Source organism: Clostridium sp. (genome assembly GCF_036643715.1).
Lineage (GTDB): Bacteria > Bacillota > Clostridia > Clostridiales > Clostridiaceae > Clostridium.
Genome location: NZ_JAVXRL010000026.1, coordinates 14,012 through 37,265 on the forward strand (window position 1 = coordinate 14,012; position 23,254 = coordinate 37,265).

Annotated in this window: 18 protein-coding genes; 4 read left to right on the forward strand and 14 right to left on the reverse strand. The window is 29.1% G+C overall.

Translation table 11 applies throughout. From position 1 onward, the window contains the following. Window positions 1-49: 49 nt before the first annotated feature. The 3 genes from agaV to RSF37_RS08975 all read right to left on the reverse strand — a co-directional run bounded on the left by agaV (window position 50) and on the right by RSF37_RS08975 (window position 3,557). Window positions 50-526 (reverse strand): PTS N-acetylgalactosamine transporter subunit IIB, encoded by a 477-nt coding sequence (agaV, locus tag RSF37_RS08965; RefSeq protein WP_332564069.1) that lies wholly within the window; start codon window positions 524-526, stop codon window positions 50-52. A 197-nt stretch (window positions 527-723) separates the two neighbouring features. Next, window positions 724-1,278, reverse strand: a complete 555-nt coding sequence (locus tag RSF37_RS08970; RefSeq protein WP_332564070.1) for a hypothetical protein — start codon at window positions 1,276-1,278, stop codon at window positions 724-726. A gap of 116 nt (window positions 1,279-1,394) precedes the next feature. Next, window positions 1,395-3,557 carry a Tex family protein gene (locus RSF37_RS08975; protein WP_332564071.1) on the reverse strand — a complete coding sequence of 721 codons (2,163 nt, stop codon included), beginning with the start codon at window positions 3,555-3,557 and terminating at the stop codon, window positions 1,395-1,397. 166 nt (window positions 3,558-3,723) lie between these two features. Between RSF37_RS08975 and RSF37_RS08980 the strand changes: the two genes are divergently transcribed. From RSF37_RS08980 to RSF37_RS08990, 3 genes are all read left to right on the forward strand, one after another. Continuing rightward, entirely contained in the window at window positions 3,724-4,056 is a 333-nt protein-coding gene (locus tag RSF37_RS08980) for a hypothetical protein (RefSeq protein WP_332564072.1), read from the forward strand. A gap of 69 nt (window positions 4,057-4,125) precedes the next feature. Then, entirely contained in the window at window positions 4,126-5,481 is a 1,356-nt protein-coding gene (locus RSF37_RS08985) for a M28 family metallopeptidase (protein WP_332564073.1), read from the forward strand. 75 nt (window positions 5,482-5,556) lie between these two features. Next, window positions 5,557-6,123 (forward strand): hypothetical protein, encoded by a 567-nt coding sequence (locus RSF37_RS08990; RefSeq protein WP_332564074.1) that lies wholly within the window; start codon window positions 5,557-5,559, stop codon window positions 6,121-6,123. A gap of 42 nt (window positions 6,124-6,165) precedes the next feature. Here RSF37_RS08990 and RSF37_RS08995 read toward each other — a convergent pair whose 3' ends face one another. The 11 genes from RSF37_RS08995 to recD2 all read right to left on the reverse strand — a co-directional run bounded on the left by RSF37_RS08995 (window position 6,166) and on the right by recD2 (window position 21,963). Beyond that, a complete protein-coding gene (locus RSF37_RS08995; RefSeq protein WP_332564075.1) occupies window positions 6,166-9,084 on the reverse strand; it encodes a polysaccharide lyase family 8 super-sandwich domain-containing protein in 2,919 nt (972 codons plus the stop codon). A gap of 148 nt (window positions 9,085-9,232) precedes the next feature. After that, window positions 9,233-10,015 (reverse strand): ABC transporter ATP-binding protein, encoded by a 783-nt coding sequence (locus RSF37_RS09000; protein WP_332564076.1) that lies wholly within the window; start codon window positions 10,013-10,015, stop codon window positions 9,233-9,235. Between the two features lie 21 nt (window positions 10,016-10,036). Beyond that, the gene (locus tag RSF37_RS09005) at window positions 10,037-11,056 is read right to left on the reverse strand and encodes a FecCD family ABC transporter permease (protein WP_332564077.1); all 1,020 of its coding nucleotides are present in this window, start codon (window positions 11,054-11,056) and stop codon (window positions 10,037-10,039) included. Further along, the gene (locus tag RSF37_RS09010) at window positions 11,057-12,070 is read right to left on the reverse strand and encodes a FecCD family ABC transporter permease (RefSeq protein ID WP_332564078.1); all 1,014 of its coding nucleotides are present in this window, start codon (window positions 12,068-12,070) and stop codon (window positions 11,057-11,059) included. Then, a complete protein-coding gene (locus tag RSF37_RS09015; protein ID WP_332564079.1) occupies window positions 12,070-12,996 on the reverse strand; it encodes an ABC transporter substrate-binding protein in 927 nt (308 codons plus the stop codon). The genes RSF37_RS09010 and RSF37_RS09015 overlap by 1 nt, the downstream gene beginning before the upstream one ends. Window positions 12,997-13,194: 198 nt before the next feature. Continuing rightward, a protein-coding gene (prfB, locus tag RSF37_RS09020) for a peptide chain release factor 2 (protein ID WP_332564080.1) occupies window positions 13,195-14,302 on the reverse strand; the annotation gives its coding sequence in 2 pieces (ribosomal slippage) (window positions 13,195-14,235 and window positions 14,237-14,302; 1,107 coding nt in all). Window positions 14,303-14,379: 77 nt separating this feature from the next. Beyond that, entirely contained in the window at window positions 14,380-16,896 is a 2,517-nt protein-coding gene (gene secA / locus RSF37_RS09025; RefSeq protein WP_332564081.1) for a preprotein translocase subunit SecA, read from the reverse strand. 245 nt (window positions 16,897-17,141) lie between these two features. Continuing rightward, window positions 17,142-17,663, reverse strand: a complete 522-nt coding sequence (hpf, locus tag RSF37_RS09030; protein WP_332564082.1) for a ribosome hibernation-promoting factor, HPF/YfiA family — start codon at window positions 17,661-17,663, stop codon at window positions 17,142-17,144. A 450-nt stretch (window positions 17,664-18,113) separates the two neighbouring features. After that, a complete protein-coding gene (locus RSF37_RS09035) occupies window positions 18,114-18,749 on the reverse strand; it encodes a ComF family protein (protein WP_332564083.1) in 636 nt (211 codons plus the stop codon). Beyond that, window positions 18,731-19,705: a hypothetical protein gene (locus tag RSF37_RS09040; RefSeq protein WP_332564084.1), complete on the reverse strand. Its 975-nt coding sequence runs from the start codon at window positions 19,703-19,705 to the stop codon at window positions 18,731-18,733. The genes RSF37_RS09035 and RSF37_RS09040 overlap by 19 nt, the downstream gene beginning before the upstream one ends. Before the next feature lie 20 nt (window positions 19,706-19,725). Next, the gene (gene recD2, locus RSF37_RS09045) at window positions 19,726-21,963 is read right to left on the reverse strand and encodes an SF1B family DNA helicase RecD2 (RefSeq protein ID WP_332564085.1); all 2,238 of its coding nucleotides are present in this window, start codon (window positions 21,961-21,963) and stop codon (window positions 19,726-19,728) included. Between the two features lie 134 nt (window positions 21,964-22,097). Between recD2 and nagA the strand changes: the two genes are divergently transcribed. After that, window positions 22,098-23,234 (forward strand): N-acetylglucosamine-6-phosphate deacetylase, encoded by a 1,137-nt coding sequence (nagA, locus tag RSF37_RS09050; protein WP_332564086.1) that lies wholly within the window; start codon window positions 22,098-22,100, stop codon window positions 23,232-23,234. The last annotated feature ends 20 nt before the right edge of the window (window positions 23,235-23,254 follow it).

A 23,254-nucleotide genomic window follows, 5' to 3' on the forward strand; every position in this document is an offset into this window, starting at 1 on the left:
CCTTCTAATATAATTTTATAAATTTATAATAAAAAAATTGACAACTAAATTAAACGTATTTTTCTATGTCTACTTCAACTCTTTCATCTGGAACTCTTCTTATTTCAACCTTTATTCCAAGGTCAATAATTTTCCTTATTGTTTTCTTATCATCATTATCTAATGATACAGTTGAAGAAATCTGTTCTTTACCTTCACTAAAGTGCATGTTTCCAATATTTAAATTTTTTACTGGAACACCCCCCTCAATAAGTCTTAGAGCATCTTGTGGAGTTTTGCATACTAAAAATATCTTCTGTCTATCTGCTGCTTTGTGAATTACTTTTATTGTTTTTTCTATTGTGAAAAACCTTGTTTGTATTGCATCTGGCAATACCATTTCCATTAAATTTTGTTGTACTGGATCTCCAGCCACTTCATCATTTGCAACTAAGATTAAATTAGCGCCTAAGTGATTTACCCAAGTTACACCAACTTGTCCATGAATTAGACGATTATCTATTCTTGTTAATAATATGTTTGGCATTTAAACACCCCCAAATTTATTCCCTTTTTTTGTGGTACTTACCACTTAATTACAGTGTAAATGTTTTCCAATTTATTGTCAATATTATTTTTAATGTTTTTTTGAATTCTATTAAGTTTATAATTAACTTTTTATCTTTATAAATTATGTTCAAAAACAAAAAAACATGCACAAAATTATGTGCATGTTTTTATTTTTTATTCTACAATTTTATTTCTAAAGAACACTTTATAACTAATTATGTTTAATAATGATATTATAAAAATAAATATTAAGCTAAATTCTACCTCTATAATCTTAACTATAAGTATATAAAGTATTATACTTATTCCAAACATTATACATAATGTAATTATATCAAATTTACTTCTAGCTCCATCGATTATATTAATCATATCGTCCTTAGTAAGATCTTTCCCTTCATACTTCTTAGCAAATATATGAGGAATTATCGAAGACATAATTTGTTTACTAAGTAAATCACAAATAAATATAATGAATACTCCAAGTATGGCTATCGTAAAAATATCAAAAGTTGCAATTTTAACTGGTAATAGCATCTCAACCAATTTAAATGCCAAAAATAAACAACCTCCAACTAATGAAATTATAGGAAGTGTTACTAACATCATAAGTCCTGTAAATTTCAATTTTTTACTAAATCCTTCTTCTTTTTTCATATTTCCGGTAATTAAAAAGCTCGCTACAAACATAATAAAAATAAATAAACTAATAATGGCTAAATATCTCATTATTCTCTCCTTTACCTCTTTTTATAATATTGTATTCCTTTTATTACCATTTATCAATGAATTTATTAGTTTTTTTAATAAAAACTTTTATTTTATTAATAAATATATTAAATGTATTATTGTTCTACATCCTTCATTGAAAGAGATATTCTCTTTCTCTTCTCATCAACTTCCATAATTTTAACTTTTATAATATCTCCAACCTTTACTATATCAAGTGGATGCTTAACAAATTTATTTGCCATTTGACTTTTATGAACAAGACCATCTTGATGAACTCCAATATCAACAAAAGCACCAAAGTCTGAAACATTTCTTACTGTTCCCATTAATACCATTTCTGGTTTTAAATCTTTAAGTTCAATTACACCTGTTTTTAATATTGGCTTTGGCATATCTTCTCTTGGATCTCTACCTGGCTTTTGAAGTTCCTTAACTATATCAGTTAAAGTAAGCTCTCCAATTTCTAACTCTTTAGATATATTACTAAGCCCCTTACTTTTAACTCTCTCTTCAATGTCGCCTAAGTTCTTCTTCTTTAGGTCATCCATTGTATACCCAAGCATTTCTATAAGTTTCTTTGCAGAATCATATGACTCTGGATGAACTGATGTATTATCTAAAGGATTCTTACTTTCCATAACTCTTAAGAAACCTGCACATTGTTCAAATGCCTTTTGTCCAAGTCTCTTAACTTTAAGAAGCTCACGTCTTGTTTTAAATTCTCCAGCTTCTTCTCTATATGCTACTATATTATCAGCAATACTTGAGTTAATTCCTGATATATGAGTTAAAAGACTTGGTGTTGCTGTATTTAAATCCACACCAACTTTATTTACTGAGTCTTCAACAACTCCATTTAAAGATTCTTCTAATCTTTTTTGAGTAACATCATGCTGATACTGACCAACTCCAATTGCTTTAGGATCAATTTTAACTAGTTCTGCAAGTGGATCTTGAAGTCTTCTACCAATTGAAATCGCCCCTCTTACAGTAACATCCAAATCTGGATATTCCTTAGTTGCAAGTTTTGACGCTGAGTAAACTGATGCACCAGCTTCTGATACTATTACATAAGAAACTTCACGACCTGTTTCACTTTTAACTTCTTTTATAACTTCACTTACAACTTCTTCTGATTCTCTTGATGCTGTTCCATTACCAAGAGAAATTACATCAACATTATGCTTATTTATAAGTTCTTTAAGCTTCTTCTTAGTACCTTCAACATCATTTCTTGGTGCTGTTGGATATACTGCTGTATTTTCTAAAAACTTACCTGTACTATCTAAAACTGCTATTTTACATCCTGTTCTAAAACCTGGGTCATATCCCATAACAACTTTACCCTTTATTGGTGCTTGTAATAAAAGAGCTTTAAGGTTTTCTTTAAATATATTAATAGCACCTTCTTCACCTTTATCCGTAAGTTCATTCCTTATCTCTCTTTCAATTGAAGGATAGATAAGTCTCTTTAATGAATCCTTTATACTATCTTTTAATATACTATCTGTCTCTTCATTATCCTTTAAAATATTCTTTTCTAAATAAGAAATAATTTTATCTTCTAGACATACTACTTTTACTGATAGTATCTTTTCCTTTTCTCCTCTATTTATAGCTAAAATTCTATGAGGTGGTATCTTGCGAACTTCTTCTTTATAATCATAGTACATTTCATAAGGGGTTCTTTCTTCACTTGATCCTTTAGTTTCTATAATACCTTCTCTAAATACAAAAGCTCTTATCCATTTTCTATAATCTGCTTCATCTGATATTATTTCAGCAATTATATCCATAGCTCCACTTATAGCTTCCATCTCATCTTTAACTTCTTTTTCTTCATTAATAAAATTCTTAGCTTCCTCTTTAATATCCCCTTTAAAATTACCTTCTAAAATAATTTCTGCAAGAGGTTTTAATCCTTTTTCTAAAGCTATTGTTGCTCTAGTTCTTTTCTTTTTCTTATAAGGTCTATATATATCTTCTACCTCTGTTAATGTTGCTGCTTTACTTAAGGCAAGTTTAATTTCTTCTGTTAATTTACCTTGTTCTTCTATTGATTTTGAAACTGTTTCTTTTCTTTCATCTAAGTTTCTTAAATATGTTAATCTTTCTTCTAAATCTCTTAATGCCTCATCAGAAAGACCATCTGTCATTTCTTTTCTATATCTCGCAATAAAAGGAACTGTATTCCCTCCATCTAATAATTCAATAACATTATTAATTACACTTAACTTAATATTAAGTTCTTTTGATAATCTTTCATTTATATTCATATACTTAACCTCCAAAAAAAATAATCCATTTTCTATTATACCCCTCTTACTACTTTACATAAACTTTTTTCAATTATTTTCCTTAATTTAAATAATACATATTGTAATTATGTTAAGTTCTAGTATAATTTAAATTGTAAATATTTTCCATAAGGAGGTTTTTTATATGAATAAGTATTTGCAAAAAACAATATCTTTATTGTTAGTAGTTCTTATAACATTATTAACTTTTAATCATTATAAAATAATTGTATTTTCAAATACATTAAATGATGTTTTCTCATTTTTAACATTAGCTTTAATATTAATATCATCAGTTAACGTTATTAATGCATCTAAATCAGGGCTTAATAAATTTATAAATTATATAATACTTATAACAGCTCTACTTGGTGGAATTCTTCTTATAATAAATTATAAAACAAATATAGTAACTTATATTTGTCTAATATTTACTGTAGTTTATGCAGTAATGGATATGATGTACAAAAAAGCTTAACTTAAATTAATCATAAAGCCTCAATTGTTTTAATAGACTTTAATGAAACAATATATTTTGAGGTATTAAATGAAATCAAAGTTATACAAAATTTGTACTATTATCTCCGCTATTATATTTATTTTTTTCTTAGGTTTACGATGTTCAATGCATTACTTTAATTCTAATAATGTAAAAGATACAATAGCTCATTTATCTTCTAATGAATTTCAAGGTAGACTGTGCGGAACAGAAGAAAATTATAATGCAACTAACTACATAACAAAAACTTTTGAAGAACTAAAACTTGATAAAATGGGAGAAAGCTATAAGGAAGGATTTCAAGTAACTGCTCCCTTTAGAAACGAAAATACACCTAGTCTTTCTATAAATAAAGATGGAAAAGAAATTAAATCTTATAAGTACGGAAAAGATTTTAAAGAAGATATGCTTAATTTTAACTCTTCATCTGAAATTTTATCTTCAAAAGATAGTATAAACATATTTCCTTCTTCAATATCTTTTAAGAAGGGAGGCAATATTTTCTTATTTTATGTAAGTAAAGAAGAAAATTTTATATTCCGTAGTTCATTTATAAATGATTCACCTATTTCTTTTGCTGTTGCAATTACAAAAGACGTTTATGAAACTATGGCTTCTTCACTAAAGTCTGGTTCTGAAATATCTATTTCACTTCCATATTCAACAAAAAAGACTGAGATATTTAATGTTGTTTCTAAACTTGAAGGTAGAAATGATAAGTTAGAGCCTCTTATTCTTACTGCTCATTTTGACCATATGGGATGTGATACTTTAGGTAATATTTATAATGGTGCCCTTGATAATGCATCTGGAGCTTCCTTCTTAATTGAGCTTTCTAAATATATGTCATCTCTTCCAAAACCAAATAGAGATATTATATTTGTTGCTTTAAATGCTGAAGAATTTGGACTTCTTGGATCAAATGACTTTGCAAGTAAGTATAAAGAAGAACTTAAAGGTGCTAAAGTTATTAATTTTGATATGATTGGTGCTAAAGACTATCCTATAACATTTATGAGTGGTGCTAATTCTAAAGGTAAGGATTCTAAACTTATTAATGATTTAGAAAAGTTATGTAATGATAATAATTTAAATTTTGATGTTAAATATGAAGATTCAAGTGATCATGCAAGTTTTATAAATAATGGATTTGATTCTTTAACTGTTTCTCATAGTGATGTTAGTAAAATTCACACTCCTAATGACATAGTTGAATTCATTTCAGAAGATGCAATAGATAATGCCTTCCTTCTTACTGACAAATATATTATGAAAAACTGTTATGGTACAGTTACAAAAATTATTCTTAATCCATTTTTACATGCGTTATCATTTGTAGTTTTTTTATTACTTATAAGTTATCCAATAATAAAAAAAATAGATAACTCTAAAAGAAAAATATAAAATATATAGTATTTTTGAAAATTTACTCTAATTATGTCATAATATAGTTAATATAATATGATAGGAGTGTTTATTATGAAGAAATTTAAGTTTTTTAATTTAGAGAGTTTAAATCCTGCTTCAAATTGCTCTAACTTAAATCAGTTAGTAAATTTAAGAAGTAAAGCACTAACTTTACAAACAATAATAATACTTATAGGATTATTATTATTTTATTTGTTTACTATTGTTGGTAACAAGTTATCTATGCCTATCTATTCACATATAAGTACTGTTATTGCTATTTTATTATTAGTGTTTATCATTAGTTCTGCCATTTATATTAGTAGCATTTTTAAAAGAATAGTTGCTATTAAAAAAGAACATAATAATTTTAAAGATATTTATGATTCTTTTATTTGGACAATAACAATCAAAAATCAAGAGGTAGCACCTGATATAAATAAACTATCTTTTTTAGGGAAATGGACTTTAGTAACAGTTACTAAGAAGAATCTTAATTATTATTATAGATTAGAAAGCACTTTTTCTTCAGAAGATATAATTTCTAATATTTCTACACATCTAAATATTGATAAAAAACTTATATCTAGTGCTGACTCAAGAACATTTGCATATCTTAATTGGATTCTTCCATTATAAAAAAAAGGGGTATTACACCCCTTTTTTATTTATTTATTTATATTATTTCTTTTTCTTTTTTAATGCTGCAAGTCCTGATGCTACTAGTGCTAACCCACCAATTGCAGCTCCAAATGCTCCTGCTGTAACTGAAGTGCTTGGAAGCTTACCTCCATCTGGTTTTTCTTCTATATTTTCATTTGAATTTTCTCCCTTTACATCTTCAACTTTAACAGTAAACTTTTTTGAAGCTTTAGCTCCATCTTTATCTTCTACTTCAAATACTACAAAATAGTCTCCAGTTTTAGTTACCTTATTATCTTTATCAAGAGGTACATTTTGTTCTTTAACTTTAATCTTATTATTTAAATCCCCATCTTCTTTATCCGTTGCAATTAACTTATGAAGATCTTTATTCCATGTATCTCCCTTTTTCATAACAATATTTTCACCATTTATTTTTGGCACTGCATTTAAATCTTCAACCTTTGGTGGTTCAACTGTTGGCTCATCTGTAGTTTTAACTTTTAAATTAAATGTTTTTCCTCCAGCATTTTTGACATTTACGTCTATTTTAATTTTCCCATCTTTAAATGATACATTAGTTATATTATCATCTTTTGAAACTACACTCTTTCCATTTCCATCAACATATATAGTTAGCTTGTCCCCTTCGAATGTAGGATCTGAAATTGCTATATCTAACGTTTCATCATTATTTTTTCTAACCATAACAGATGATTTTCCTGATGATGTTATAGTTCCTGATTTATTTTCACCATTTTTAAAGAAGTTAGCGCCTTCCATATTTAATGTCTTATGTTTAACTCCTTGTGCAACATCATCATTTCTAACTATTTCTACATTAGAGTTACTTGCATACTTTGCTACTTCTTCTTTTGACTTATTTGGAAGTAAAACATAACTATATTTTTCATTTTTTATATTCTTACCGTGGTCTATATACATAGTTAAATAATTATTTTTTATAGTAGTTGTTGGTGAATTAGTTCCACCATTTATCTCTTTCCAGCTTCCTTCTCTCTCATCTCTTATAACATTTAAATCAGTTCCATCCGGGAAGTAATATCCGATATCAGAACCTTGAACATTACCTTGCAGGTGAGCCCACTTAGCATTTTTAACTTTTCCGCTATCACCTAGTTTTGCAAATGAATCTTTACCATCTATAGTTAATTTATTTTGTCCGTCTTTAGTTAATTTTCTATTTTCAACTATAGTTTCATTTTCAAAATTATCTGGATTAGTTATTCCAGAACCAAGTGATACTATTTCATCATCAAACATAAACCATGATTTATTAGCTTTTAATGAATCATATTTATTATCAATTTGCATTCCTGAAACACCGTAGTTACCCATCTTTGTTCCACCAGACCAGTTGCTATTTGTAAGTTCATAATAAACTTCATCTTGTTCTGGTGCTGAAGGTTCAAAATCTGGTAATATATCTTTATCTTCTCTTTTTCTTGTATCGACAGTTGTTCCTGGCATTCTATAAGGATCTACTGTTGGCCAGAAATCTTCTGAGAATTGCGTTAAGTCATTATTGTAAAGATACATCATACCATCTCCTTGGAACCAAGGATGTAAATTTTCTTTATTCATAAACTCATATTTACTAATTCTATTTGAACTTCTTGCTATTGCAAGAGCAAAGTCTTCTCTCTCATGAATAGTCTTGTCCATCATATTTAATGCATGATGCTCGGCACCTTGTTTACTTGGCACTATACTATCATCATTCATAATTTTATAATAATTATTTATAACATTAATTGATTTAAACTTACTTCCATAATCAATTACTTTAGATGCTTCAGTACCCCACTGTTTAACTAATTTTTGTATTCTTAAAGAAGTATTATCATCAGCAATCATTGATAATTTAATCATTCCTTCTATTATTCCAGAAGCTTGAATATATCCGTTACCATTATATCTTGATATTGATCTACCTCTAACCATATCCATAACATAACCTTTATAAATTATAGGATCAAAACTTTCAAATACCCACTTATAAATATTATTTTTATTCTCTGATTTAATTTTCCAAGGAGTATCTTCTAATAAAAACATTAAATTCGAAACTTTATCTATAAGTACGTTACCATAACTTCCTGTATATGCAACTATACCATGTTGAACATATGAACCATCAGGATAGAAACCATCACCAGATGTAACATATTCAAATACACTAGATATATCTTCTGATCCTTCTTTAATTTTATCCGTGTCTTCAAGTATTACTCCTTGTAATAACTTATTTATACATACATCTGCTAAATTCGCTCCTGTGTGATTTCTACTTCCAGGTTCAATGCTTGGTAAGAACTTCTGAATCGCATTCATATTATTATTTATTTGTTCTTTAGATAAATCATCATACATTAAAATTACAATATTATTTAATCTAGCTGGTATTCCAATCATCCAATCCCACCAATTACCATACTGCTCTACTTTATCGTTGTATGCCTTTTCATTAACCCAATCTAATGCATATAAGATATCCTCTTTTAGCTTATCATTTTTATAATATTTATCATTTGGCAAACTATACGCCATTGCCATATCATAAATGTTATTTAACATTGATGTTATACTTGCAGGAACAGTTTTATAATCTTTTAAATTATCCCATAACCAATCGTTTTCTTTATTCTTATTCATTGACTCAGTGAGTAAACCGGTTTTCTTAACATAACCAGATATCTTTTTAGATATTACTTCATTATTGATATCAATATTTTTACCACCAGTTAAATCATCTTTCCATAGTTCTCTCATCTTTTTTATTGTTTCTTTTTCGCTTACTTTAGTAATACTCCCCTTCTTAACGTTATCATCAGTATTTTTAGAAGCTGCAAATACATTAACAGTATTTGTGATAGATAAGCACCCAACTAACGCAGATGCAACTAATAATTTAGTAATTTCTTTACTTTTTCTCATAACAATACCTACCTTTATATTTTTTCTTGTAAACCTCTACATTATAATAGTAATATATGGTAAACCGATTTGCAACATTTTTTTAATTATTTTTAATATATTTTTAAAAAAAGATAAAACTAATATTTAATTAGCCTTATCTTTTCTATCAAACAATATCATATGTAACACAAACTGGTTTATTACTTTTTGGTTCTATTAAAATATCTGCATCTATATTAAATATTTCTTTAAGGTTATCTTTTGTCATAACTTCTTTTGGAGTTCCAGTGCAAACTATCTTCCCACTTTTAACTCCAATCATATGATCCGCGAACCTAGCTGCATTATTAAGTTCATGAATAACCATCACTATAGTTCTTCCCTCTTCTTTATTTAATTTCTCTAAAAGTTTCAGTATCTCTAATTGATGAGCTAAATCCAAGTAAGTTGTTGGTTCATCTAAAAGCAAAATATCTGTTTGCTGAGCAAGTGCCATAGCTATCCAAGCTCTCTGCCTTTGTCCACCTGATAAAGCTTCCATAGTTCTATCTTTAAATTCTAATATACCTGTAACTTCTAATGCCCATTTTATTATACCTTTATCTTCATTATTTGAACTGCCAAATCCTTTTTGATGTGGGAATCTACCATAAGCTATAAGTTCCTCAACAGTAAGACCTTCAGGTGCAACTGGTGATTGCGGAAGAACAGCCATTGATTTAGCAAGGTCTTTTGAACTTTGATCTTTTAATGAAATATCATTTATAAATATATCACCACTTTTTGCTTTTAAAATCCTTGCTATAGTTTTCAATATAGTTGATTTACCACATCCATTAGCTCCTATTATCGTTGTAATTTTGCCTTTTGGTATATTTAAATCTAAATCTTTAACTATATGATTGTCTCCATAGTATATATTTAAGTCTTTTGTTCTTATACAGCTCATTTTCAGTTCTCCTTACATATTTTAATTTGATAGCATTAAGTAGATAAAGTATGGAACTCCTATAATAGAGATAATTATTCCAACTGGTATTTCCATAGGTGCAATTAGATTTCTTGATATTGTATCTGAAATTAATATAATAACAGTCCCAATTAAAGCTGATACTGGTATTAAATTTTTATGTTTAGGTCCTACTAATTTTCTTCCTATATGAGGTGCAATTAGCCCTAAAAATGATATACTTCCCGCAACAGCTGTGGATACCCCTGCTAATATTACTGAATAAATAAGAAGTTTTCTCCGCTCTTTCTCTACATCTATTCCAAGCCCTGTAGCTGTTTCATCCCCTAAGTTTAATATATCTAAATATCTAGATTTATAAAATATAATACAAAGAACTGTCAATATAAATGGGAGTATTGCTAGAACATAGCTCCAACTTGTCCCCCAAAGACTTCCTGATGTCCAAGCCATTACTCTATTAAATTCTTGAGTTGTAAATTTTAATTGAAATATAGTTAAAAATGAAGTGAATGCTACATTTATACCAATACCAACAAGAAGTAGTCTTGATGGCTTTATTGTGCCTTTACTCATTGATAATATGTATATAAGCATTGCTCCAACTATAGCTCCAGCTAATGCTACAATAGGCATAGTGAATATAGTTAAATTACTTATTCCATCATAGACATTTCCATTCATAAAATAAATGTACATTACAACGAATAATGCTGCACCTGAATTAATTCCAAGTATACCTGAATCAGCTAAATCATTTTTAGTTACACATTGAAGTATGGTTCCTGATACTGCAAGGGCCGTTCCAACTAATATTGCAATAATTATTCGTGGAAGTCTTAATTTGAATATTACTAATTCATCACTACTTGTTCCACTTCCTACTAATGTTTTAATAACATCCATAGGCTCTATTTTATAAGTACCAATATTTAAACTTATTAGAAATGTTAAAAATATAACTGCTATTAATCCAACTGAAATAAGGAGAACTTTTTTATTCTTATATAAACTATTCATTTAAATGTTCTCCTTTCTAACTAAGTAAATAAATATAGGAACACCTAGTAATGCTGTAAGTGATCCAATTGGCATTTCATATGGTGCATTTAATGTTCTTGCTAAAATATCCCCATAAACAACTAATATACTTCCTAGTATAAAAGAGTTTGGAATTATGTACTTAAAGTCAGCTCCAACTATTCCTTTAACTATTTGTGGAACTATTAATCCTACAAATATAATATTACCTGCAACTGAAACTGAAGCACCTGTTAATATTATTACTGATAATAATGAAATAGCTCTAATTAAGTTAGTATTTTCACCAAGCCCAATTGCTACCTCTTCACCAAGACTTATAACAGTTATTTTTGGAGCTAATATAATTGCTGTTGTAATACCTATTACTCCACACACTAATAACATAATAACTCCATTCCAATTTGCTCCACTAAGGCCACCTGCTATCCAAAAGCTTAGTTTTTGTGAAAGATTGAAATACATTGATATTCCTACAGCTAATGAAATTAATAATGTTCCAAGTGCTGTTCCTGCAAGAACTAACTTTACTGGTTCTACTTTTTTAACTGTTCTAGAACTTATAAAGTAAACTAATATACCACTTATACTCGCTCCTAAAAAAGCAAATATCATAAGTAAAAAGCTTCCTATTATAAGTTTTGGAAATATTTTTTGTAATACTAGTGCTATTGCTATTGCAAAAGTTGCACCTTGAGTTATTCCCATTATCGAAGGCTCTGCTATTTTATTTCTAGTAACGCCTTGCATTATGGCACCTGATACTCCTAGAAATCCTCCAACTAGCAGAGCTGCTAGAGCTCTTGGAATTCTAACATCTCTCACTATTTGAACATCAACATCACTTGAACTTGTAAATATACTTTTTGCTATAACATTTAAATCTATAGTTTTTGCTCCAATTGTTATAGATAATATAACACCAGCTACTAAAACTATGCCCCCTATTGTAAATAGCAAATATGAACCTTTCTTTCTATTTGAAATAGTCATTACAACTCATTCTTTAGAGAATCTAATAATAAATCTCTTCCAATTGGATTATATGCTTGAGTAAAGTATGGGCTTGTGCTAAGCATTATTACATTACCGTCTTTTACAGCTCTAATATTTGACCAAACTTTGCTTTTAGCTAAATCATTCTTGTCCGCTTCACTAGCAATAACTACTATTTTATCTGCATCTATTTTAGTTAAACCTTCCATAGTAACTGTAGGTAATGTTATATTATCTTGTTTTGGCATATTTTCTGGCTTTTTAAGTCCCATATCATCATATATAATTGAACCTATTCCAGCATCGCTAAATACCATAAACTGACCTGTTGTACTTAATACAGGTAAATATGTACTGTTTCCATTTTTCTTTTCTATGTCAGCACCAATCTTCTTGGCCTTTTCATCATAATTATTTAACCATTCATCAGCTTTATTTTCTTCTCCAAATATTGCTGCTACTTCTTTAAATCTTCCTCTCCAGTCATTACCAAAATCTTTAATCATAACAACTGGTGCAATATCTTTTAATTGATCATATATCTTTGATTGTCTTTCGCTCATTATTATTAAATCTGGCTTTGTGCTTAAAATTGCTTCTATATCCATAGTATCCATCATTGAATGACCTACTATTTTTGCATCTCCAAGCTTTTCTTCCATATATGAGGGAACTTTAGTTGTTTCATAAGAATCAACATTTGCAGTTCCAACTGGTGTGTGCCCAAGTAGAACTAATTCTTCACTACTTCCTGATATATCAACTATATTTTTAGGATCTTTTGGTATAATAGCATCACCTTTTAATGTTTTTACTACTTTAGTTTCTTCTTTTGATTTACTTTCATCATTAGAACACCCAACAAATATTCCCATTGTAACTAACATAACTGCAACTAAAAAAATACCTTTTAATTTTTTCATCTCTCTTCTCCTTGTCATTTGATTTTGATTTTATTTATTAACTGAAATTAATTATCATTTGTTTACTTTAAAGATTTTATTACATATTAGTCTATTAGTCAATGACTATATTTGGGTTTTTTATGTGGTAATTTACGGAAACAAAAAAAAGCTAATCCCTATTTTAAATATGAATTAGCTTTTATAATCTTAATTATTCTATTGATTTGCTTCACTTGATAAATATGCGTTTATAAATTTATCAATATCCCCATCCATGACAGCTTGAACATTTGATGTTTCTTCTCCTGTTCTATGATCCTTTACCATGTTATAAGGATGGAACACATATGATCTTATTTGACTTCCCCAGCCCATATCTTTAAGTTCCCCTGTTAAGTCTTCTATCTTTTCCTTATGAGCTCTCTCTTTAAGTTCTATAAGCTTAGATTTTAACATTGCCATAGCTGTATCTCTATTTGAGAATTGACTTCTTTCATTTTGACACTGCACAACTACTCCCGTTGGAATGTGTGTTATTCTAACTGCTGATTCAGTTTTATTAACGTGCTGTCCTCCAGCACCTCCAGCTCTATAAGTATCAACTCTTAGATCATCTGGTCTTATATCTATATCCTGATCCTTTGTTAGTTCTGGTAATACTTCAGCAGATGCAAATGATGTCTGTCTCTTACCATTAGCATTATATGGTGATATTCTAACTAATCTATGGATTCCCTTTTCAGCTTTTAAATATCCGTAAGCAAAATCACCTTTTATTCTTAAAGTTACACTTTTAATACCTGCTTCGTCACCTTGAATTAAATCTAAAGTTTCCACAGAAAAGCGATGATTTTCTGCCCATCTTGTGTACATTCTTAAAAGCATCTCTGTCCAGTCGTTAGCATCAGTTCCACCAACACCTACATGAAGAGTGAAAATAGCATCATTTTTATCATATTCACCTGATAGAAGTATTTCTATTCTATAATCATCTGCTGCTTTTTCTAAAAATGCAACTCCTTCAATTATTTCATCAATTGATTCGTCATCATCTTCATCCATAATTTCATTCAAAACTTCTATATCATCTATTTTTGTTTCTAAAGCTTCAAATCTTGCAAGTTTATTCTTTAGGAATTTACTTTCTTTCGTTATTTCTTCTGCTTTTTTTATATCATCCCAGAATCCATTTTCTTGCATCTTTAAATCAAGTTCTTCTATTCCCTTTTCCAAAGCTACTTTGTCAAAGTGAAGCCCTCATTTCATTTATTTTTTCCTTTAGACTTGGCATTTTAGCTAATGCTTTTTCAAGCTCTATTCTCATATAAAATCACCTCTATTTAATTTTAAAAAGGGGCTGTATCAAAGATACATCCCCTCTTTTAACTTTTATAATAATCTTTAAACTTCTCTACCACAACAGTTTTTATACTTTTTACCACTTCCACAAGGACATGTTTCATTTCTTCCAACTGTTACTGATTTCTTAGCTGGTTCTTTTTTCTTTGGAGCATCTCCTGATCCTTCATGAACTGCTACAGTTTCTTTAGCAACTCTTTCTCTTTCTGGAGCTTTTTCCATTTGAACGTGGAATAAGTACTTAATAGTATCAACTTTTATTGATTCTATCATTTCATCAAACATTGTACTACCTTCCATTTGGTATGCTTGAACTGGATCTTGTTGCTTAAATGCTCTAAGACCAATACCTTGCTTTAAGTGGTCCATATTATCAATATGATCCATCCACTTCATATCAACGTTCTTTAGAAGAACAACTCTTTCTATTTCTCTAAGTTTTTCTTCTCCAAACTCAGCTTCTTTACCATTGTATATTTCTAATGATAAATCTATTAATTTTTGTTTTATTTCATCATTTGAAAGATTAACTAAATCTTCAATAGTAATTCTATTTGCAGGAAGACAAATGTCATCTAAATAAAGAATTAAATTCTTAAATTCTGTTTTGTAGTCATCTTCCATTCCAGTTATATGTGTGTCAACTGCAGCACTTATAACTTCTTTAACCATTCCCTCAACTTCTGCTTTTAAGTTTTCACCTTCAAGAACTTGAGTTCTTTGCTTATAGATGATTTCTCTTTGCATATTCATAACATCATCATATCCTAAAAGGTTCTTTCTTATGTCAAAGTTATGTCCTTCAACTTTCTTTTGAGCACTTTCTATTGATCTTGTTATTATCTTACTTTCTATTGCATCATCTTCTTCTAAGCCAAGCTTATCAACCATAGCGTGAGTTTTCTCTGACATGAAGATTCTCATTAAGTCATCTTCTAATGATATGAAGAATGTTGATTCTCCAATATCTCCTTGTCTACCTGAACGTCCTCTAAGCTGATTATCTATTCTTCTTGATTCATGTCTTTCAGTACCTATAATCTTAAGTCCACCAGCTTCTATAGCACCTTCTCCAAGTTTAATATCAGTACCTCTACCTGCCATGTTTGTAGCAATTGTTACTGAATTAACTTCACCAGCATCTGCTATTATTTCAGCTTCTTGTTCATGGAACTTAGCATTTAAGACTTTATGTTTTATTCCTCTCTTCTTTAAAAGAGCTGAAATTATTTCTGACTTTTCAATACTTGCTGTACCAACTAATACTGGTTGACCTTTCTCATGAGCTTCTTTTATTTCATCTACAATTGCATTGTACTTACCTTTTGCAGTTTTATATACAATGTCTTGCTTATCTAATCTTTGAATTTCTCTGTGAGTTGGTATAACTATAACGTCTAATCCATAAATTTCTCTAAATTCATTTTCTTCTGTTAAAGCTGTACCTGTCATACCTGATAACTTATTGTACATTCTGAAGTAATTTTGGAATGTTATTGTTGCTAAAGTTTTTGATTCCCTTGCAATTTTAACTCCTTCTTTAGCTTCAATAGCTTGGTGAAGACCATCTGAATATCTTCTACCTTCCATAAGTCTTCCTGTAAATTCATCAACAATTATAACTTCTCCGTCTTTAACCATGTAGTCTTTATCTAATCTCATGAAGTAATTAGCTTTTAATGCTTGTGTTACATAATGTTGTAATTGCATATTATCAGCATCAGCATAGTTTTCAACTTTAAATGCTTTTTCTGCTTTTTCTATACCATTTTCTGTTAGCATAACTGCATTTGCTTTTTCATCAATTGTATAATCTTCTTCTTTAATTAACGTTTTAACAAAATAATCTGCTACTTTATAGAACTCTGTTGATTTCTCACCAGCTCCTGAAATTATAAGTGGGGTTCTAGCTTCATCAATAAGAATTGAGTCAACCTCATCCACTATTACGAAGTTAAGTTTTCTTTGAACTCTCTCTTCTTTATATATAACCATGTTATCTCTTAAATAATCGAATCCAAACTCATTGTTTGTTCCGTATGTTATGTCTGCATTGTAAGCTGCTCTTCTTTGATCATTACTTAGGTCATGAACAACTACCCCTGTTGTAAGTCCTAAGAATTCGTAGATTTCTCCCATCCACTCTCTATCTCTTGAAGCTAGATAATCATTAACTGTTATTACGTGAACTCCATCTTCAGATATTGCATTTAAGTATGCTGGTAATGTGGCAACTAAAGTTTTACCTTCACCAGTTTTCATTTCCGCAATTCTTCCTTGATGAAGAACGATTCCACCTATTAATTGTTCTCTATAATGCTTCATTTTAAGTACTCTCCATGAAGCTTCTCTTACAACAGCAAACGCTTCTGGTAATAAATCATCTAACGTTTCACCATTTTTATATCTCTCTCTAAATTCTACTGTCTTAGCCTTAAGTTCATCATCGCTAAGTGCTCCCATCGTTGAATCTAACTCTTCTATCTTATCAACTAATGGTTTTATCCTCTTAACCTCTCTTTCACTATATGTGCCAAATAAAGCCTTAAACATTCCCATATTTTCATCCTTTCAAATACTAAAAAAATTGTTAAGCATATATTACTTATATCTTAGTATACATTTATAAATTATACCATTTTTAATTAACCTTTTTCAACTTAATAACAATTTTATTAAATTTATTTGATTAATTCCACTATTTATTATAATAATCCTATTTATTATATTTTATTCAGTAGCATATAAAAGCCTCATAGAGACCTTATGATAATTATCATAAACTCTATGAGGCACAATTAATCTTATTTATATTCTGGTTCTAATAAACCATAGTCTCCATCTTTTCTCTTATATAAAACACTAACGTCATTTGTATCAGCATCTTTATAAACGAAGAAGTTATGACCTATAAGTTCCATTTGAAGTATTGCTTCATCCACAGTCATTGGCTTAACAGCAAATCTCTTTGTTTTAACAACTTCACCTTCATAGTCTTCTTCATCTGTTGCAATTTCTAAGAATCTAATAGCTTCTTTATGCTTTTTAGTTAGCTTAGTTCTTTGCTTTCTTATTTGTCTCATAAGTTTTTCTTCCACACGATCAATTGATTTATACATATCGTCTGTTATTTCTTCAGCTCTCAATAGTATACCATTAAACGGAATTGCTACTTCAATTCTGTGTCTATTCTTTTGTACTGTTAATGTTGCTTTAGCACTAACATCCCCTTCGAAATACTTGTCCAGTTTTGAGATCTTCTTTTCAACAATCTCTCTTAAAGCAGGAGTCAATTCAATGTTTTTTGTTACAACTGTTACCTTCATAAGTCCAGCTCCTCTCGTATGTTCTAAGTAAAAAAACTTAGAAGAAATAAACTTTTATATTTATTTTATAAATTCATTGTACACCTTTTCACACTATGTTTCAATATAATTTTCTGAATTTACTGAAAATTTATATTCCATTAAAGGTTAATTCTTAAAAGCATATAATTTTTAACTTTTTTCTTATTTTAGATAACAAAAAAGGATACTAAAAAATTTTAGTATCCTTTTTTGTAAAGTTAGCTGACCTGATTTTTGCCCCCACACTCGCCTACTGGAGCTTTTGCTACCCGGAATTAACCTCTCACTACTAACACTCTCAAGCCAATGCTTGGTAGGACTTACCTCTATACCGCACCATGCTCACTAGAATCTTTGCCTAGCTTATGTGGATCGTTTCGCCTGCGACTGGCATCGACTTTCAATCACAGACCTAACTTTACATTAATATTATATACGACTTCTGGCAATAGTCAACAGTTTTATTTCTTTTGCGCCATTTTCTTTTAAAATTTTTACCCCTTCTTCTATTGTTGCACCTGTTGTCACAACATCATCTATGAGTATAAATTTATTATTTTTAATTAAGTTTTTATCTATTGGTCCAAAAGAATTTTTAACGTTTACTTTTCTTTCTTTTTTACTAAGTTCTTTCTGAACTTTAGTTTCTTTTACTTTTTTAAGTGTAGGGATACACTTAAGTCCGTGAATTTTAGAAAGTCCTTTTGCAATATACTCACATTGATTAAATCCTCTTTTCTTTAAAGAAGCTTTTCCAATAGGAATATACGTTAATATATAATCACTTTCAGTTCCTTTTAGCTTATCTTTTATTAAATCAATTAATATTTCACCTGCAAGGAAATCTTTATTAAATTTAAACAAAAATATAAGTTCCTTTAATGCTCCTTTATAATATCCGTAGCAATCTTCTTCAGTACATTCTTTTATAGTTTTTCTACATGTAAAACATAATCCTTCTTCTTCATTCTCATCACAAACTATGCACTTACATGGCGCTGGAAAAATAATTTCAAAAAAACAATCTTTTAAGTAATCTAATACTTTTAATATTTCTCTTCCCATAATAATTTATTAAAACTCCTAGATATTTCTCTTGCCTTATCAATATCTTCGGTTTCACTATGGCAAACTAAAAGGACTTCTCTAAAGTTCCCTTTACTCTTTGTTACTTTACTACACATAAATAATATTTTTTTATAATCAATAATACTATTATCTGCAAAAAGTATTATTATCCCATCAATACCCGGAGTTTCTAACACCTCTTCCATATTATTTGTTATTAGAAATATTGACTTATCTTTTACTTTTAATACGTTATCTCGTATTTTTTCTCCGTATATTTTTACTTCTTTAACATCACTTAATTTAACTTTTTGGTTGTAATAATTGTATACACTTTCAATATCCTCTTTATAAGGGACATAAGTTATAACATTTTTTTTATTATTTTTAAACCATAATATATATTCATATAGAACATACGGAATATCCTTTTTTAAATCAATTCTAGTTGTTATAACTCTAGGCTCTACGAATACTTTTTTATCAATATTTAAAGTACTTACATTAAGACCTTTATTATATTGAATCCATGAGAATAAAATTACTTTATCAGTATATCTTCTCACTTTTTTATATAAACTTTCAAAGTTATCTTTTGATAACTTTGAATATGCAGAAATATCATCTATTATAATTAGGTCATAATTCCTATTTATATTATATAAATATTTATAATTCATAAATACGAGCCTCTTATCTGTAGTATCTTCTCTTGTATAAGCATAATATTTACTTTCTCTATTTATATAATTTATTAAATTTTTATCAACTCTAGAATTTCCCCATATATAAAGTACAGTACCTCTTCTTTTTATTACTTCTTTAATTGTATCGTATAGTATTTCATTGCTGTCTAAAGGCTTTCCAATAACAGTTAACAAATGCTCTTCATCTTCTAAGTAGTTATTTATTCTTTTCTTCACATAAATTAGTTCCTTATCAGTTGAATTCATAAATACTATCAGCTCCTATTTTATTTATCCATAATATTGTTATCTATAATGTCTTTAATTCTATATTGAAGTGCTGAATACCTCTCCATAATTTGAGTATTAGATACCATATATTTTAAAGCTTTTGGCATTCCAACTACTACAACTAACTTTTTAGCTCTTGTTATTCCTGTATATAAAAGATTTCTATTCATTAAAAATGGTGATCCCATAAATGCAGGTATTATTATTACTTTAAATTCACTACCTTGGCTCTTATGAATTGTTATAGCATATGCAAGTTCTAATTCATCAACATATACATAGTCATAATGCACTCTCTTCTCATCATCAAAGACTACAGTTACAATCTTTTCTTCTTCATCTATCTTTTCTATAAAGCCCATATCACCGTTAAATACGCCAACACCGTCTTCATCACCTTCACCTGATATTCTATGCCATTTAAGGGAGTAGTTATTTTTAGTTTGCATAACTTTATCCCCTTCTCTAAATACCATCTCTTTTATTGTTTTTTCTTTCTTGTACTTACTTTCTGGATTTAAAACTTTTTGAATACTTTCATTTAGATTTACTACTCCTAACGTCCCTTTTCTCATAGGTGTTAGAACTTGAATATCTCTAAGTTTATCAAATCCTTGATTAAACTTTGGAAGTCTTCTATTTATTAAATCTATTATTGTTTGAAGAATTGCATCAATATCATCTTCTCTTATAAAATAAAAGTCATTACCCTTCTTATTAAGATATGGCATTTCTCCACTATTAATTCTATGGGCATTTACAGTTATTAAACTTTCCGCCCCTTGTCTAAATATCTCTTTTAATCTAACAACTTTAATAAGCCCACTATTTATTAAATCCTTTAGTACATTTCCAGGTCCAACTGATGGTAATTGATCCACATCTCCAACTATTATTATTCTAGTTCCAAGCTTTATTGCTTTTAATAAGTTGTGCATTAATGTTACATCTATCATTGAAGCCTCATCTATTATTATTACATCTGCTTCTAAGGGCTCTGATTCACCTTTATTGAATATTGACTTAGTGTCATCTTCATCATCAGATACACCCATTTCTAATAGCCTATGTATTGTCTTTGCTTCTCTTCCTGTTGATTCACTCATTCTCTTTGCAGCTCTTCCAGTTGGAGCACCAAGTAAAACTTTCATTCCATTTTTTTCGTAAATGTCTATTATACATTTTATTATTGTTGTTTTACCTGTTCCAGGTCCTCCAGTTATTATTTCTATACCTTCAACAAATGCATTTATTATTGCATCTTTTTGAGATTCTGCAAGAGTGATTCCATATCTCTTTTCAAACATCTCTATCTCATTTGGTATGTCTGTATTTATTGTTTGGAAGTTTTCTATTCCCAAAGTTATTATTTTATTTGTTATGCCAAGTTCGCAGTAATAGTAAGGTAATGTAAATATAGCTTCTTCATCAGAAACTTTCTCTGATACTATTCTTCCTTCAACTACTGAATTATAAATATTTTCTTCAATTATTTTTCTATCTACAACTAAAGTGTCACAAGCTTCAGCTATTAATTTTTCTTTTGGCATATATGTATTTCCAGCTAAACAAAATCCATTTATAACATATTCAATACCACTTTTTATTCTAAATGGTGAATCCGCTTTAACTCCAAGACTCATTGCAATTTTATCTGCAGTTTTAAAACCAATTCCTGATATTTCTTTACATAATATGTACGGATTATCTGATACTATCTCTTTAGCATTGCTTCCAAATTTCTTATATATTTTTAAGCATTGATTATTACTAACCCCATGTGATTGGAAAAACATCATAATATCTTTTAAGTCTTTTTGTTCTATATATGATTTATATATTATTGTAAATTTCTTCTTACCAATACCATCAACTTCCATAAGTCTCTCAATATTATTTTCCATCACATTTAAAGTCTCTTCACCAAAGTGGGATACTATCTTTTTGGCTGTTACAGGTCCTATTCCGTATATAATACCTGCACCTAAATATTTCTCTATTGCTTCTACTTTTGTAGGTAAAATTTCTTCGAATTCTTCTATTTTGAATTGTTTCCCAAATTGTTTGTGAACTATCCATTCCCCAGTTAGCTTAACTTGTTGACCATCCTTTATAAATGGGACAACTCCAACAGCTGTAACAGTTTCGCGATTAACATTTATTTTCGTAACTGTATACCCTGTATCATCACTTTTAAAAACAATTGCTTCAACAAAGCCAATAATGCTTTCCATATTATCTCTCCAAATCTTACTTAGTTATTTTTATTCTTGACTATATATTATATAATTATATCATACAAGATTAAACATATAATTTTTGTGAAACTTTATTTAAATAAGGTTGAATTTTGGGAGGTGTATTTTATATGTTAATAAAAAACTGTAACATAATATATCTAGATAGAATTGAAAAGGGTTCAGTTCTAGTTAAAGATGGTAAAATCAAAGAAATAAATCCTTTAGTTTGTGATGAAAAGGAAGTGATTGATGCAAATGGTATGTATCTATCACCTGGATTTATAGATGTACACATTCACGGTGCCGGTGGACACGATACTATGGATGGAACTTTTGAAGCTATAAATGAAATTTCAAAAACAATCTCAAAGTTTGGTACAACATCATTTACTCCAACAACTATGACAGTTTCTGTTGATGCTATAAAGCAATCAATGAAAGTTATTAAAGAAGCTAAATTAAATGGTACAGATGGAGCAAACGTTTTAGGAGCTCATCTTGAAGGACCTTTTATAAGCCCTAATGCAATTGGAGCTCAAAATCCTAACTATGTTGAAGTACCTTCAATAGATACTTACAACGAAATGGTAGGAGATGCTTTTGATGCAGTTATTTCAATAACTCTTGCACCTGAAGTTTGTGGCGCAAAAGAACTTATTAAGTACTTAAGTGAAAAAGGAATTGTATGTTCAATAGGTCACACTAAAGCTACTTATGATGAAGCTATGGAAGGTATCGCATGCGGATGTTGCCATTCAACTCACTTATTTAATGCAATGACAGCATTTACTCATAGAGCACCTGGAGTTGTTGGAGCTATATTCGATTCAGAAATAACTACTGAAACTATATCTGATGGAATTCACATTGCGTTCCCATCACTTAGAGTTGCATATAAGCAAAAGGGATTAGATAAAGTTCTTCTAGTAACTGATGCTATGATGGCTTGTGGTATGCCAAATGGTAAATACTCTCTTGGTGGTCAAGATGTATTTGTTGAAAATGGTGCTGCAAGACTTAAAGAAGGTTCTTTAGCAGGTTCAGTTTTAACTCTTGATAGAGCTGTTAAAAATGTTTATGAAAATAGTCCTTATGCACTTTATGAAGTAGTTAAGATGGCTACTTATAATGGAGCTAGACATTGCAACGTTCAAGATAGAAAAGGTATGATTAAAGAAGGCTATGATGCTGATTTAATTCTTTTCGATGAAGGAATTAACGTTAAGAAAGTTATAGTAAACGGAAAGTTAATCCACAACAACTAATCCTTACTGATATCCCATTT